At 46.3% G+C, this 15319-nt stretch carries 18 protein-coding genes, 1 pseudogene and 1 riboswitch; of the genes and pseudogenes, 12 read left to right on the top strand and 7 right to left on the bottom strand.

What is annotated here, in order from left to right:
• The first annotated feature begins 127 nt into the window (after positions 1-127).
• From OYT88_RS15160 to OYT88_RS15195, 8 genes are all read left to right on the top strand, one after another.
• A complete protein-coding gene (locus OYT88_RS15160) occupies positions 128-310 on the top strand; it encodes a small acid-soluble spore protein H (RefSeq protein WP_274401188.1) in 183 nt (60 codons plus the stop codon).
• Between the two features lie 190 nt (positions 311-500).
• Positions 501-609, top strand: a riboswitch (SAM riboswitch).
• Between the two features lie 130 nt (positions 610-739).
• On the top strand, positions 740-1501 hold the full coding sequence (locus tag OYT88_RS15165) for an amino acid ABC transporter ATP-binding protein (RefSeq protein ID WP_274401319.1): 762 nt from the start codon (positions 740-742) through the stop codon (positions 1499-1501).
• A gap of 11 nt (positions 1502-1512) precedes the next feature.
• Positions 1513-2352, top strand: coding sequence for a transporter substrate-binding domain-containing protein (locus OYT88_RS15170; protein WP_274401189.1), 840 nt, complete (start codon positions 1513-1515; stop codon positions 2350-2352).
• A gap of 88 nt (positions 2353-2440) precedes the next feature.
• Positions 2441-3139 (top strand): amino acid ABC transporter permease, encoded by a 699-nt coding sequence (locus tag OYT88_RS15175; RefSeq protein ID WP_274401190.1) that lies wholly within the window; start codon positions 2441-2443, stop codon positions 3137-3139.
• A gap of 11 nt (positions 3140-3150) precedes the next feature.
• Complete coding sequence (locus tag OYT88_RS15180; protein WP_274401191.1) at positions 3151-3843, top strand: amino acid ABC transporter permease; 693 nt, start codon at positions 3151-3153, stop codon at positions 3841-3843.
• A 26-nt stretch (positions 3844-3869) separates the two neighbouring features.
• Complete coding sequence (locus OYT88_RS15185; RefSeq protein WP_274401192.1) at positions 3870-4919, top strand: uroporphyrinogen decarboxylase family protein; 1050 nt, start codon at positions 3870-3872, stop codon at positions 4917-4919.
• Positions 4920-4973: 54 nt separating this feature from the next.
• Positions 4974-5927: a cation diffusion facilitator family transporter gene (locus OYT88_RS15190; protein ID WP_274401193.1), complete on the top strand. Its 954-nt coding sequence runs from the start codon at positions 4974-4976 to the stop codon at positions 5925-5927.
• A gap of 163 nt (positions 5928-6090) precedes the next feature.
• Complete coding sequence (locus OYT88_RS15195) at positions 6091-6519, top strand: hypothetical protein (protein WP_274401194.1); 429 nt, start codon at positions 6091-6093, stop codon at positions 6517-6519.
• An 86-nt stretch (positions 6520-6605) separates the two neighbouring features.
• Here OYT88_RS15195 and OYT88_RS15200 read toward each other — a convergent pair whose 3' ends face one another.
• A complete protein-coding gene (locus tag OYT88_RS15200) occupies positions 6606-7001 on the bottom strand; it encodes a hypothetical protein (RefSeq protein ID WP_274401195.1) in 396 nt (131 codons plus the stop codon).
• Positions 7002-7679: 678 nt separating this feature from the next.
• Here OYT88_RS15200 and OYT88_RS15205 point away from each other — a divergent pair.
• From OYT88_RS15205 to OYT88_RS15215, 4 genes and pseudogenes are all read left to right on the top strand, one after another.
• Positions 7680-8657, top strand: a complete 978-nt coding sequence (locus tag OYT88_RS15205; RefSeq protein ID WP_274401196.1) for a nuclease-related domain-containing protein — start codon at positions 7680-7682, stop codon at positions 8655-8657.
• Between the two features lie 238 nt (positions 8658-8895).
• On the top strand, positions 8896-9249 hold the full coding sequence (locus OYT88_RS15210; RefSeq protein WP_274401197.1) for a hypothetical protein: 354 nt from the start codon (positions 8896-8898) through the stop codon (positions 9247-9249).
• A 514-nt stretch (positions 9250-9763) separates the two neighbouring features.
• Positions 9764-9856: pseudogene (locus OYT88_RS20965) on the top strand (MmyB family transcriptional regulator); the annotation flags it as partial.
• A 13-nt stretch (positions 9857-9869) separates the two neighbouring features.
• Positions 9870-10259 (top strand): MmyB family transcriptional regulator, encoded by a 390-nt coding sequence (locus OYT88_RS15215; protein ID WP_274401198.1) that lies wholly within the window; start codon positions 9870-9872, stop codon positions 10257-10259.
• Between the two features lie 165 nt (positions 10260-10424).
• On the opposite strand, the gene OYT88_RS15220 is transcribed toward OYT88_RS15215, so the two are convergent.
• The 6 genes from OYT88_RS15220 to OYT88_RS15245 form a co-directional block, all read right to left on the bottom strand.
• On the bottom strand, positions 10425-11147 hold the full coding sequence (locus OYT88_RS15220) for an amino acid ABC transporter ATP-binding protein (protein ID WP_274401199.1): 723 nt from the start codon (positions 11145-11147) through the stop codon (positions 10425-10427).
• Positions 11144-11800 carry an amino acid ABC transporter permease gene (locus OYT88_RS15225; RefSeq protein ID WP_274401200.1) on the bottom strand — a complete coding sequence of 219 codons (657 nt, stop codon included), beginning with the start codon at positions 11798-11800 and terminating at the stop codon, positions 11144-11146. Before OYT88_RS15225 ends, OYT88_RS15220 begins: the two co-directional genes overlap by 4 nt.
• 87 nt (positions 11801-11887) lie before the next feature.
• Positions 11888-12700 (bottom strand): basic amino acid ABC transporter substrate-binding protein, encoded by an 813-nt coding sequence (locus OYT88_RS15230; RefSeq protein WP_274401201.1) that lies wholly within the window; start codon positions 12698-12700, stop codon positions 11888-11890.
• Positions 12701-13107: 407 nt separating this feature from the next.
• Positions 13108-13716: a nitroreductase family protein gene (locus OYT88_RS15235; protein ID WP_274401202.1), complete on the bottom strand. Its 609-nt coding sequence runs from the start codon at positions 13714-13716 to the stop codon at positions 13108-13110.
• 73 nt (positions 13717-13789) lie between these two features.
• Complete coding sequence (locus OYT88_RS15240) at positions 13790-14140, bottom strand: winged helix-turn-helix transcriptional regulator (protein ID WP_274401320.1); 351 nt, start codon at positions 14138-14140, stop codon at positions 13790-13792.
• A gap of 205 nt (positions 14141-14345) precedes the next feature.
• Positions 14346-15161, bottom strand: a complete 816-nt coding sequence (locus tag OYT88_RS15245; protein WP_274401203.1) for a polysaccharide deacetylase family protein — start codon at positions 15159-15161, stop codon at positions 14346-14348.
• Between the last annotated feature and the right edge of the window lie 158 nt (positions 15162-15319).

Below are 15319 nucleotides of genomic sequence, written 5' to 3' on the forward strand. Positions count from 1 at the left end.
TAATTATTTTCAGCCTGGACAGACTCATTTTCCGTTCCTTATTACAATGACAGCCTCTCTTAGGAAGAATAATTCCATCGGTGCCGGCAAATAGTAATTCCTGTAATCATTAAAAGGAGGTATGAGGATGGACGCACATCGTGCTCAGGAAATTGCCGGGTCGCCGATTATGGTGAATGTGACTCATAACGGGACCCCCGTTTATATTCAGCACGTCGATGAGAGCATGCAGACCGCCCGGATTTATCCGCTTGACAATCCGGGAAATGAGCGTGAAGTTTCTGTCGCAAACCTGCAGGAACATGAATAAATGAAAAGCACCCGCCGCCGCGATTTTGGCTGCGGAAAGTTATAGAAACCCTGCAGGCCGGCTTCCTGCCGAATGCCTTTTAACATTTGTCGGTCCAAAAGACAAATAAAACACATATTTTTAGTATGAATGTGTATTGACATAACGGCGGCCAGTGGTATGATATTAATCAACAAATTAATAAAGTGAATTCTTATCCAGAGCGGCGGAGGGACTGGCCCTATGAAACCCGACAACCAGCACATGATTGTGTATGGTGTTAATTCCAGGAGCACGGATCCGTGTTCAGAAGATGAGAAGGAATAAAAAGCAGGCCTTCTTCATCTTGACGGCTTGTTTTTTTATTTTAAATTACAAATGAGTTAAAGGAGGCGGATGGCAGCAATTCACTTCAAACAAAAAAAATCGGAAAAGGAGGTGAACCGCACGATGCTGGCATTGAAAAACATCCATAAGTCGTTCAACGATCATGAAGTCCTGAAAGGCATCGATTTAGACATTAACAAAGGCGACGTCGTGACCATCATCGGTCCGAGCGGCACCGGCAAAACGACCTTGCTGAGATGCGTCAATTATCTGGAAAAACCCGACGAAGGAGAAATCGCCTTCACAGATTTCCAGCTGAACTGCCGGTCCGTCAAAAAAAAGGACATTCTTCGGCTCCGAAGAAAAACGGCAATGGTTTTTCAGCAGTACAATCTATTTAAAAACAAAACAGCCATTGAAAACGTCATGGAAGCACAGATCGTTGTCCGGAAAAAAAGTAAAAAAGCCGCTTATGAAAGGAGTCTGGAAGAATTAAACAGAGTCGGGCTCGCCGACAAACTGGACGCCTATCCTTCCCAGCTTTCCGGCGGCCAGCAGCAGAGAGTCAGCATTGCCAGAGCCCTGGCAATGGAACCGGAAATCATTCTTTTCGACGAACCGACGTCGGCGCTTGATCCGGAACTGGTCGGCGAAGTATTAAACGTGATTGATAGTATTGCAAATTCGGGCGTGACGATTCTGCTTGTTACTCACGAAATGGCCTTTGCCCGGACCATTTCGACAAAGGTCGTGTTTATGGATCGGGGGAAAATCGTTGAAGAAGGGCCGCCTTCTCAGATTTTCAACCATTCTAAAGAAAAAAGGACCCGGGAATTTCTCAGTCATTTTAACAACAGCTACAAAAAAATTATAACAGCAAAGTGAGTGGAAGAACAATGAAAAAGATTTCAGCCGCCGTACTTGTTTTCATCCTTTTATTTACACTGGGCGCTTGTTCGAACAGTTCATCCGGCGCAAACCAGTCCTCATCTTCATCGAAGTCGTCCAGCGTAAAAACCGTTCAAATTGCCGTCCCGACGGCCGAAAAACCGCTGAGCTATACGGAAAACGGAAAACTGATAGGCTATGAGGTTGAGATATTAAGAAAAATCGATACAAAGCTGAAAGACTACAGTTTCAATATTCAAAGCGTCTCTTCGAACGCTCAGCAGATCGGCCTCGATACAGGCAAATACGATTTGATTGCCGAAGGATTTTTTAAAAATTCCGTGCGTGAACAAAAGTATCTGATTCCGAATGAAAGCGACGGAGCAAGCTTGATCAAAATTTATACGAATGACGCCAATCAATCCATTACGAACTTTTCGGATCTGGTCGGCAAAAAAATCGCTCCGGTCGACGCCAACGGGGGCATATACAATATTTTAACGGCCTACAATACTCAGAATCCTTCGAAAAAAATCGACATTCCGACATCGGACACCGGTCTTTCGACAGCCGACCGGCTTAAAGAAGTAGCTGCCGGAAAATATGACGCCTCGGTTCTTCCGTCCAATTTGGGTGAGGCTCAGATTATTAAACAACTGAACTTAAAGATTCATACTTCTGCCCCGGTAAAAGTAATCCCGACCTACTTCCTGCTCTCGAAAAAGAACGAAAAGCTTAAAGAAGCCGTTGATTCAGCCTTAAAGCAGCTGAAGAGCGATGGGACGCTTTCCGCACTGTCGAAGAAGTATTACGGAGAAGATGTTTTTCAATACAAAATAACCAACTAATTATATCGAATTACATTGCAATAGGTAACGGAAATCTGTCACTATTTTATTGAACATTCTCACAGCTTCAGAAGGGATACAAGCGAAGATGGATATTGGCTACATGATCAAAATACTGCCCGGTTTTATTGACGCCCTTCCATTAACGCTCGCCGTTATTGTCTGTTCCGGGTTAATCGGATTATTATTAAGCATACTTGTCACAGGTATCCGAATTAAAAAAGTCAAATTTTTCAGTCCTCTGATGGAACTATATATTTCTTTCACAAGAAGCACGCCTATTCTGCTTCAGATGCTTCTTGTTTATTACGGGCTGCCGGTTGTCCTGTCTTTAATCGGCATGAACATCAATTATTGGAGCGGCATATTTTTTGCCATAGTGACCCTTGTCTTTCATTACGGCGCCTATCTTTCGGAAATTCTCAGGCCTGCCTATCTGGCCGTCGATAAGGGGCAGAAAGAGGCCGCTGACAGTCTCGGTTTTACGCCTTTTCAGACACAAATCCGGATCATATTCCCCCAGGTTCTGCCGATCGCATTGCCGGGTTTGGGAAATGCTTTGATTTATTTGATCCAGGATACATCCATCTTATTCATTATCGGCGTGGTCGACATTATGGGTACGGCAAATAATCTGATCTCCAACGATTTCGGCTCAAGGCAGATTGAAGTCTTTCTGACCGTCGCCTTAATCTATTGGGCCATTTCTTATCTAGCGGACAGGTTTATCAATTTTTTTGAAGCCAGAACGGCAAAGTATCATCTGGAAAACGGAATAAAACGATAAGGAGAAAAGTCTTGTTCGAACCCAACATCTTTTTTCAGGACTTTTCAGGGATATTGACTATTGTCCCTTATACATTAGGGCTTGCACTTTTGATTTTATTTTTCGCAATCCTGATCGGAGGCATTTTGTCGCTCATTGATCAATATAAGGTCCCTGTCCTGTCCCGGGTCACAGCCGTGTGCATTTCTTTTTTAAGAGGAACGCCGCTGCTTGTCCAATTATATTTAGCGTACTACGGCCTGCCGAAAATTTTTCTTTATTTTGCGGAATTGTTGAATCTTAGGTTCGATCCCAATCAATTTAATCCGGTCATTACGGTGATTGTCTCTTATTCCATCTGTTTTTCGGCTTTTCAGTCGGAAATCATACGAGGAGCATTTATGGCGGTCAGCTACGGACAGATAGAAGCCGCCCAATCCCTCGGATTCAGCTCCGTTCAGACCTTAAGAAGAATTGTCGTCCCGCAGGCCGTCATTGAAGCACTGCCCAACTTTTTAAACTCATACCTATCGATTATAAAGTCTCTGTCTTTGGCTTTCATGGTTTCCGTTGTCGATATATTGGCGAAAGCAAAACTTGAATCCGCGTTAAACTTTCGCTATCTGGAATCTTATGCCGCAGCCGCTGCCGTTTATTGGCTGCTATGCGTGTTCCTGACTGTTGTTTTCAGAAAATATGAAAAAACGTTAAGAAAAGAAGCCTGATTTCTTATAAAAGGGAGGACAAGAGCATGAACCGATTCGAACGTATTAAAGCCGCGTTAAACTTTGAAGATGTGGACCGTATTCCCGTAAATTTATGGATGCATTTTTCCGCTTATGATCAGAATCCAAAACTGCTGGCTGAGAAACAAGTGGCATATGCCAGAAAATATGATTTTGATTTTATTAAACTGGCTCCGTTCGGTTTATACGGAGTGGAAGACTGGGGCGTCGAAATTGAATATTTTAACAAAATTAACCAACCGCCCACTGTCAGACGTTATGCAATTGAGTCGGCCGACGACTGGAAAAGGCTTGAAGTGCTTCCTGCCATTTACGGAACGTATGGAAAGCAGCTGCAGCTTTCCCAGCATGTCAGCAAACTGGCGAAGAGAGAATTCCCGTTTGTCCAGACGATTTTCAGCCCACTGACGACCGCCCATAAACTGGCGGGAGACCGGCTGTTCCTTGATATTAAGGAAAATCCCGCAGTTGTCAAACAGGCGCTCGATGTGATTACGGAAACGACGATCAATTTTGTTAAAGCCAACATTGAAGCCGGTGTCAGCGGATTTTTCTTTGCCACGAAATCTGCGACCAAAGATCTGTTCACGGAGGACGAATACAAAGAATTCGGTGTGCCTTACGACTTGAAAGTGATTAACAGTTATAACAAACAGACGTTCTTCAATATTGCGCACATTCACGGACCGAACAATCTGTTTCATCTGATCGCAGCCTATCCGGTGAATTGTCTGAACTGGCATGACCGCTGGGTTTCTCCTTCGCTTGCAGAAGCGAGAAAAATAACAGACAAGTGCCTTCTGGGCGGCATTCGGGAGGTTCCGTATTTCGATGAGAATAACCGGATCGTCCGAAAAAGCCTGCTTGTGAACGGTACCGTCAGTGAAGTGGAGAATCATGTGAAAGAAGCGATTCGTGAAGTAAACGGCAAGGGGCTCATTCTGGGACCCGGCTGTGTTGCCGATCAGGAAGCGTCCGAAAAAAATATTTATGCCGTGAGAAGGGCTGCCGTGCCCGGCAAAGCGAAACCCGCATCCGAGGCCACGACTGCCTGATGCCGATTAACCGGCAGCTTTGGTTAAAAGAAACCGTAAAGGAGCACGGTAAAAATGGCACATACACACGGCGGGCCTATATATTCTTACGGAAGCGCGGGCGAAAACATTTCTGGAAATAAGGAGGCAAGGACAAGGAGCGGACTGATTATTTCCCTGATCGGGCTGCTGGCCATAGCACTTTTTCAGGCGGCGGTTGCTGCGATATCGGACAGCACGGCGTTGCTGGCCGATACGATTTACAATTTCGGCAATCTGCTGACATCGATTCTATTATGGGTCGCTTTTTCACTCAGCCGCCGCCGGCCGACAAAGCGTTTCACATTCGGTTTTAGGCGTAGTGAAAATCTCGCGGGCTCAATGATCGTTCTTGTAATCTTTTTCAGCGCCGTACTTGCCGGCTATGAATCGATCGGAGGATTATTCGCCGGATCTTCTCCATCGCACCTCGGCGCAGCAGCCATTGCCGCCGCTGCCGGATTTATCGGCAACGAAGCAGCCGCTGTCTGCCGCATCCGGGCGGGAAAACGGATCGGAAGCGCGGTGCTGATCGCGGACGGCCGCCGTGTGCGGATTAACGGCTGGACTTCTCTCGCCGTATTGGCGGGGATTTTGGCGACATGGCTGGGCTATCCCGTCATTGATCCGATCATCGGCCTGATCATCGCTTTCATGATTCTGGTTACTGTTAAAAATGCAGCACGGACCGTTTTCACACAATGGCTGAACGGAATTGATCCGAAATACATTGAAACCATTGAAAAGACGGCCGCCCGGGTCGACGGCGTCCGGCATGTAAGAGATGTTAAGGCGCGCCGCCAGCTGGGCCATCGAATCGTTGCCGAACTGAGCATCACGCTTCCGTCCGATTCTTCCGTCAGAGAAGGGCATGCCATTGTACGGCAGATCATCCATCGTCTGCGGCATGAAATTGAACACCTGTCTGCCGTGCAGATTCATGTTGAACCTGCCGAAGAGCAGGGCGTATCCTTTCATACTCATAAATGATCGTCCGCGGACACGATCACACGGCGCGTCCTGTTTATCAGAGGAGCACCCCAATGTCTAAGGGTGCAGCCGAAAAAACGGGCTAGGCATGGTTTATCCGTCCGTTTGCTGGCCCGGCAAGCCGGCGTGATGAAAACAAATACCTTAAGGGGGCAAACGGCTGGTGCCTGAAATTAAAAAAAGCGGCAGGAAAAAAGCAGGCGAATCCGGGTTTGACGCATTGCTGAGGCAGGTCCGGAAAAAATATTCTTATGATCCGCAAAGACAGATCGAATTTTTCAGAAGTGAACAAAGCAGCGCCCGATTTGAATTAATCGGCCTGTTAAAAGTGCTGGAAATGCATCTGGGCGAGGAACATAAAACTTTTGAAATCAGCAGTGAAAGTATGGACTGTATCTTCCGCTCATTAATTGATCTGGCAGTCCATCTGAAGGAAGGCCTGCCCGACGGAGTCTATGAGTATACCCTCGGTAACTTAAAAGAGATAACCGATTCTATTTTAAAACAAGGCACAGATGCCGACGCCGTCAGACGCTTCTCCAAAAAATGCCTCCCGGCATCCGCTCTGCCCGGATCTAATCTGTTCCTTTAAGGAACAAACCGGCCTGATCCGCATTTGCATGCAGAAAAGATGGTCCCGATAAAACGGGATCATCTTTTCTGCGCTATCGGACACTATCATCGGTACCACGGGAGCGCAGGAAACTGTGCACACGGCCGGAACCATTGAGGCGTTGCGGCGGCGGACATTCCCGGCGAACCTTCTTCTCTTCCCGTCCCGGGCTCTTCCGGCCCCAGATCGATCATTCCAAGTATCCTGCTGCAGTGCTCACGATAATAAGTCCATTGTTTTGACCGGGGATCGTATACGTTCATGCCGACCCTATCCGTCGCAGGATTAAGAGACAGCAGCCTGATCGTCAGCATTTCTGCAGAACCGGCGAGCCCCACTCGATAATAATGGCCCGTTCTTCCGAGATTGATTTCGTTTTGAACGGCTGCGGACGGCCGCAGATCAGCCGGCCGCCTGCAAAAATAATTCCGATCCCGAAACCTGCCGCGGCAGTTATTCACGCAAACGTCACCTACCTACCCATTTTTTACTAATGTATGCCGGACAGATTCACGGGCATGGGCGCCTGTTCCCGATATCAATCAAGAGCCGGAATTTTACAAGAAAGTGGCTGCTCATAGGCAACCGGGAGCGGCATCCCGCATTCAGTGCATGTTTGCCCCCCATAGAATACGGATTTCTCCAAGCATATTTTTAACACGTTTTGGAGCACTGCCGGACCGCGCAAATAAAATGAATGATACGTCACAAACAGCGTCCTAAGGGCATCGGTCGTCTAAAACGTTCCGCGAAATTTAACAGTACAAACTATGAGCTTGCTTTATCCATGCACCAGCCTTTTTGGATTATGTTATCGATTTTTGAATTTTCTGTTCTTATTTCAAGAACTCATTTTTTTTAGAAAAACTGTGAAAGAGTTAACAGGCTTTCTCCTTTGCGGCTCATAGGCCGTGCTCATGAAAGCGATTAAAAGTAAAGCAGTACGCAAAATGTCTATCGGGACGAATACCTTTTGTCATTTTTTTAAAATAGCAATCTTTTCCTTTAAAAACTGCTCCATTCAGAACGATTTTTGGCATTGAGCATCACTTTTTTTAAATTTGCCATTCTCGCGATTTTCTGATGATCAGGGTACTGTTAAAGAGTATTGTAATTTGAATTAAGGAAGTGATCTCCAGTTGATTGTAAAGGAAAGAAATCCACCCCGAATTCTCCAGCAGATACGCGCTTTAAAAAGCCGAATTCCCAGCCATCATCCTCAATTTACTGAAATCAGTCGCAATGAAACAAGAAGGTCAAGTGGGTTTAAAGGTGAAGAATCCCTCGATTATTTTTTTACTGATCTGGCAACTGAAAAAGATTATTTTATCTTTCACGACCTCCGCCTTTCCTTAAACAATACTTTTTTCCAAATGGACACTCTTATTATGACTCGCTGTTTTCTATTAATTATTGAAGTGAAGAACATGGCGGGTACACTCTACTTCGATCCGGTCTTCAAACAGTTGATCCGGACGCTTAATGGCAGAGAGGAAGGGTTTTTCGATCCTATTGCACAGGTCGAGCGGCAAAAAATGCAGCTGACCCGCTGGATGAATTTACACCAACTGCCACCGATCCCGATTGAATTTATGGTTGTCATAAGCAATCCCTCTACAATTATCAGAACTGAACCTGGAAATTCCGCAGTTCCTCAGCGAGTCGCTCATATACATCAAGTACCTGAAAGAATTAAAACGATCAGATCCACGTATTCGGAAGAAAAAATGACTTTGGCCGAACAAAAAAGAATCAGTCATTATTTAATAAAATATCACACTCCTTCCGATATCAATATTCTGAAAATGTATCAGATTACTGAAGCTGATTTAATCGCAGGCGTCCATTGTCCTTCTTGCCGTGCAATTCCGATGCAACGAACCAATGGGACCTGGCACTGTCCCTCCTGCGGCTGCAAATCGAAAAATGCACATGTGCAGGCACTACACGACTACTTTCTGCTTATCTGCCCTGCAATAACTAATGAAGAATTCCGAAAATGGACATACTTAAAGTCCAGTAAAACTGCTTATGAACTCTTGCAAAAAATGAACCTTCCTGTATCGGGAAACAATCGACGTCGATTATATCATCAACCGATCGGTTTCGATAAATGATCTTGCTTATATCATTTATGCTTCAAAACAACTTCCTTTTTTCATTAGAGCAATTCTCGATTCTTTCCGGGCGATTCTCCCTGCACAAGGCGATTTCAACTCTGATTAGGGCGATTCTTCTCTTTTTTAGGGCGATTGAACTTCTTTTCGGGGCGATTCCTGTTTCTTTCCGGGCGATTCTCCCTGCACAAGGCGATTCCTACTCTGATTAAGGCGATTCTTCTCTTTTTCAGGGCGATTGAACTTCTTTTCGGGGCGATTCCTGTTTCTTTCCGGGCGATTCTCTCTGCACAAGGCGATTTCAACTCTGATCGGGGCGATTCTTCTCTTTTTCAGAGCGATTGAACTTCTTTTCGGGGCGATTCCTACTCTAATTAAGGCGATTCTTCTCTTTTTCAGGGCGATTGAACTTCTTTTCCGGGCGATTCTCCCTGCAAAGGCGATTCCTACTCTGATTAGGGCGATTCTTCTCTTTTTCAGGGCGATTGAACTTCTTTTCGGGGCGATTCCTGATTCTTTCCGGGCGATTCTCTCTGCACAAGGCGATTTCAACTCTGATCGGGGCGATTCTTTTCTTTTTCAGGGCGATTGAACTTCTTTTCGGGGCGATTCCTGATTCTTTCCGGGCGATTCTCCCTGCAAAGGCGATTCCTACTCTGATTAGGGCGATTCTTCTCTTTTTCAGGGCGATTGAACTTCTTTTCGGGGCGATTCCTGTTTCTTTCCAGGCGATTCTCTCTGCACAAGGCGATTTCAACTCTGATCGGGGCGATTCTTTTCTTTTTCAGGGCGATTGAACTTCTTTTCGGGGCGATTCCTGATTCTTTCCGGGGCAATTCCTGTTTCTTTCCGGGCGATTCTCTCTGCACAAGGCGATTTCAACTCTGATCGGGGCAATTCTTCTCTTTTCTAGGGCGATTAGACTTCTTTTCGGGGCGATTCCTGTTTCTTTCCGGGCGATTCTCCCTGCACAAGGCGATTCCTACTCTGATCGGGGCGATTCTTCTCTTTTTCAGGGCGATTGAACTTCTTTTCGGGGCGATTCTCGATTTTTTCCGGGCGATTCTGTCATCAACACGGCGGACGAAGAACCCGTTCCCGCGGCTCTGCAGCTGATTGTCGACGAGCTGCGCCATTATCCGGCCTATGTTATAGATTCGCGTCTGACGATCGTCGCCTGGAATGCGCTGGCATCCGAAGTATTCGGACATTTTGAAGAATTTGAGCGCATTAGAGCGGAATATTGTCTGGCGGATGTTTACAAGAGAAGATTACCGGCAATCCTTTGTTCACTGGGAATACATGGCCAGAGTCCTGCTTGTACAGTTCAGAGGCCTCTATGGAAAATACACAAACGATCCCTGGCTGAGCCTTCTGGCCGACAGATTAATGAAAGAAAGCAAAGAATTCAATGCATGGTGGCCGCAGCACGATGTCAATGGAATTCCTGACGGCAGCAAAGTAATGAACCATCCGAAATTAGGGCTTCTGAAAATGAACTATACGAATTTATTGCCGGCTGAAAATCAAAACATGGTTTTGACTGTGTTTACCCCGCAGCCTGATATGGGAACCCGGGAAAAATTAAATAGGTTGCTATAATATCGTTATTGCCATGAAACACCTGAATGCCTGATCGGCGATACTTAGGAGACGATCAGCGTATATGAGAAAAATAAAGCCTGAACCATTGACCTGCAAACTGCGACACGATGACACAGCGAAAGGCCTGCCGAACCTGGGCAGGCCTCTTTATTCGTCATTCGGTTAAAGCACCTTGCTCAGAAACGCCTTGGTCCGTTCCTCCCGTGGATGACTGAACAGTTCATGCGGTTCATTTTCTTCTACTATATAACCGCCGTCCATGAAAAGAACACGGTCGCCGACTTCACGGGCAAAGCCCATTTCGTGTGTCACCACAACCATGGTCATTCCGTCCCTGGCCAGCTGTTTCATGACGTCGAGCACTTCGCCGACCATTTCGGGATCCAGCGCCGATGTCGGTTCATCAAACAGCATCATTTTCGGCTCCATCGCCAGTGCCCGGGCAATCGCAATCCGCTGTTTCTGGCCGCCGGAGAGTGAATCCGGATAGGCATCCGCTTTTTCTTCCAAGCCTACCTTCTTCAGCAGTTCAAGCGCTTTTTCCCGTGCCTTCTCTTTCGCTACTTTTTTAACTTTCATAGGAGCCAGCATGATATTATCCAGAACCTTCATATGCGGAAAGAGATTGAATTGCTGGAAAACCATGCCGACTTCTGCGCGGATTTTGTTAATATCCGTTTTTTTGTCGGTGATATCGACGCCCTCGATAAAGACATGGCCGGATGTGATGCTGTCCAGCAGGTTGACGCATCTGAGAAAAGTCGACTTGCCGGCGCCGGAAGGGCCAATAATGACGACCACTTCCTGTTTTTTCACTTCAACGTTAATATCTTTCAGCACTTCATTATCGCCAAAATTTTTCTTCAGGTTCTCCACTTTAATCATTCTGTAGCCATCCTTCTTTCCAGACGATTCACCACTGTGCTAAGAGAAAGTGTGAGAATAAGATAAATCAGCGAAATCGTCAGATAGGGCTCCCACACTTTGAAGTATTCGGCGCCCATCTGCTGTGCCCAGTATGTCAGTTCGGGAGCCGCAATCGTGGACACGAGAGAAGAATCCTTGAGTAAAGCAATAAACTCGTTTCCGAGCGGAGGCAGGATTCTCTTGAAAGCCTGGGGCAGGATAATATACCTCATGGCCTGGGCGTGCGTCAAACCGAGTGAACGCGCCGCTTCCATCTGCCCGCGGTCGATGGACTGAATGCCCGACCGGAATACTTCGGCGATATAGGCCGCTGCATTCAGGGAGAGCGCGATAATTCCGGCGACAATACCGTTGGACTGCCCCAGCAGAAGGGGAACGACCCCAAAGTGAACAATCAGAATCTGTACAAACAGCGGCGTCCCCCGGAAAAAGCCGATATAACAAACAAACGGTAAAGACAGCCATTTATTCCTCATCATTTTTCCAAAAGCAATCAATAATCCGAAAAGTGTCCCGATCAGAATCCCCGCGACAGAAAGCCCGATAGTCAACAGTGTTCCGCTCAGAAAGAACGGGGCATAGCTCCAAATAAGATCAAATCGAAAATCCAATCCGCTTTCCTCCTTATAACCCAAAAAATTGCGCAACATGTATCGAGTTGCGCAATTTTCGGTAGGCACTCACCTTGTGACCGTTTTTTATTTTTGCTGCGCTTTTAATTCATTAATGTCCGGTGAGGCCTTAAACCATTTTTTGTAGATTTTTTCATAAGTGCCGTTCGCATACAAAGTGTTGACGGCCTTGTCAAAGACCGGTCTCAGCTTGCTTCCTTTCGGATACATCAGGCCGTAAAATTCGGGGGCAAATGCCTTTTTATCAGCAATCACTTTCAGATTCTGGCCCGGATTGTTTTTCGCATATTCTTCAATCACCGTATTATCTGCCACGACCGCGCTCGCTCCGCCGTTAAGCAGTTCCATGATAGCCAGATTGATTGTTTTAAACTTCTTCACGTTCGGATTATTCTGGCCGACTATTTTTTCAACCGCGGCCTGTCCGGTTGTTGCCGTTTGCACCGCGATCACCTTGCCTTTCAGATCGGCGGCGGATTTAATACTGCTGTTTTTCTTAACCAGAATTTTGTTCGTTGACAAAAAGTACGGAACAGAGAAATCATACGTCTGCTTTCTCTGGCTGTTGATGGTTATTGCCGAAATGCTCATGTCCGCCGTTTTATTTTTCAATTCGACAAACAAAGGATCCCAGCCGACATTGACGAGCTGAACCTTATAGCCTGTCTCTTTGGACAGCGCATTAAGAATGTCGACGTCAAAACCGACGATCTTACCATTGCTCATGTACTCAAAAGGTGCATAAGTTGCATCATCCACGACCCTTAACGTCTTTTTTTGCGTGCCTGAAGAAGCGGCCGGACTACTGCCGGATGCACAGGCGGAGAGAACCAGAACAAGTGCCAACACCAGAGAAAAAACGGACAGCATCTTTTTCATTTATAAATTTCCCCCTGTTTTTTCTGAAAACATATTTTTTATTTTAAATTAAGAATAATTATACCCTTGTTTTTTGCGTTCTGGCAAGATTATCAAAAAAATTTAAACTATTTTTTCGATTAAATAAATTGCATGGTATTACGCATGATTTTGCAACCGACCGTCTCTCTAAATAAACAAGCGTCATACTTTTTTTCTAGCAAAGAGGAGAGACAGGTTCCCCGCTGCGCCGGCCTTTAAGTATGCTTTCAGCCGTAAAAAAGGGCGGTTCATCCCGTTAAACGAAGATGATCGCCCCGTACACACAAAAAAAGAGTGAGTCTCTTAACGATCCTGCACCCTTTTCTTTTTCGAAGTATGCTCTTAAACGGGCAAGCCCCGGCGAACAGCCGATTTGGCTGCCCCTTTCAGCCCCAAACCTTGACTCTGGATTCAATAGGCGCGAATTCCTTGTCACGCGCAGGAGCAGTAATATTTCCAAACGGCATTTCGGCTCTTAAATTCCAATTTTCCGGGATATCGAATGCCTTGCCGACTGCTTCGTCTATCAGCGGATTGTAATGCTGCAGGGAGCCGCCGAGGCCGATGTTCGCCAGCGCCGTCCAGACAGCAAACTGATTAATTCCTGTACTCTGTTCCGACCAGACCGGAAAGTTATCGGCATAAAGTGTAAACTTCTCCTGTAAATCCTTGACAATCTGCGTATCCTCAAAAAAAAGTACTGTACCGAGCCCGGCATTGAAAGAGGCCAGTTTTTCAGCGGTCGGTGCAAATTTGTCATCAGGAACGACTTTGTGCAGCGCCTGTTCGACGATGCCGCCGATGCCCCACAGTTTTTCATTTTCTTCGCCGAACAAAATAACGGCGCGCGCCGTTTGAGAATTGAACGCAGAAGGCACATATTTAACGGCTTCCTCAATCGTTGCGACAATCTCCTGTTTCGAAGCCTTGGCGTTTTTATCAAGTCCGTAGATCGAGCGGCGCTGCTTGATCGAATCCAGAAATGCGTTTGACATGAACACAACACTCCCTAGCTTATCTTTTTTCCCATGCTTACATAAGTATAGTTTCGATGCACGGAAAAGTAAACTAACTCGTTTCAGTCTTGCCCTGTTCACCAGACTCTGCGGTAAACCAGCATTCTGCCCAACGATGCACTTCAACCAATATCGGCTCAATTCCTTGCCCTTTTTTCGTCAGCCGATAGGTGACCTGTACCGGATAGCCCGTTCCGACATGACGCTCGACAATCCCCAGCCCTTCCAATTCTTTTAGCCGGGCAGCAAGCATCCGGTCGCTCAGCTCAGGGATTGCGGCTGAAATCGTGCTGAAGCGGCATTCCCCGCTCAATAAAACTTCTATAATCAGTCCGTTCCATTTTTTCCCAAGTACCTGGAAAGCCTTTTCAAATTTAGGGCAGATCGATAAATCTCTTTTCATGATCATCACTTCCATCTTTATTGTACTATAATATAACATGGATGTGTTTACCCCTCTTGCAAAATCTATGCCGCCTTCCGGTAACGGAATCCCTTATGAATGATTGGAAAGAAAGGGCATTCAGACAAATTTATTGACTGCCATGTTAAAAAACGGTTCCCCGGCGGTCTGCCTCAACATCTTTTTACAGCAGACGCTCGTGATCTCAGGGTACAGCCGATCCTGTTTTTCCGCCGGCTTTGGACGTGCCCGGTAAAATTTTCTCAAGTCCCGGGTTATAAAGATTCTTATACTTTTTATCGTATTTTAACAAATCATACAGTGTTTCAAACCGGTATCCCTGTTTTTCCAGAGCCGGAATGATTATTTTCAGTGCAGCTATTGTCTGTTTCCGGTTTCCGCCTGAATCGTGCAACAAAATGATATGGCCGGTCTTAATATTTTTCAGAACGTGCCTGACGATGTGAGCAACCCCCGGGTTCGACCAGTCTTTCGGATCCTGCTGCCAGGACCAGAGAATCACCTCAAAATGGCTTTTTTCGGAAAAATCGACCGTATCCGGGTTAACTCTTCCTCCGGGCGGACGAAGAAGCTTAATGCGCGGCGGTTTCTGGTACTGGTTGATCAGTGTCTGGGTTTTATAAACTTCATTAGAAAAAATCGAGCGGGGCTTCCCGGAAAGAGTCACATGGGAAAAGGTGTGATTGCCCAGTTCGTGACCTTCCCGGACTTCACGCTGCACCAGGTCCGGATAAGCCTCCATTCTCTTGCCGATCAGGAAAAAAGTGGCTTTGGCATGATATTCCCGGAGCAGATCTAAGACTTGCGGAGTATAAACCGGATTGGGACCGTCATCAAAAGTCAGGGCAACGACTTTTTGATTATTGGGCACCTCCCAGACGACACTTCCCCTGGCCTCATATTTTGGCCGGCTGACCCCGGCTACAGCTGCTCCGCCCAAAGTACAAAATGAAAGGGCTACGGCAGCAGCAGAAAAAATTAAGTGTCTGAACACATTCATTTGCGGTCTCCCGTACCATCGAATTTAATTTTAGTATCTGCATTTTTCCTGCTGTCATGCAGGATGAAGTACAGGCAGAGCAACCGGAAGTCCCGCCTAATAATACAGAATTATCTGCTTATTTCACAGAACCGATTGCTGCTTTCGCTCAGCTGCAG

It is taken from the genome of Sporolactobacillus sp. CQH2019 (genome assembly GCF_028765345.1).
Classification (GTDB): Bacteria; Bacillota; Bacilli; order Bacillales; family Sporolactobacillaceae; genus Sporolactobacillus.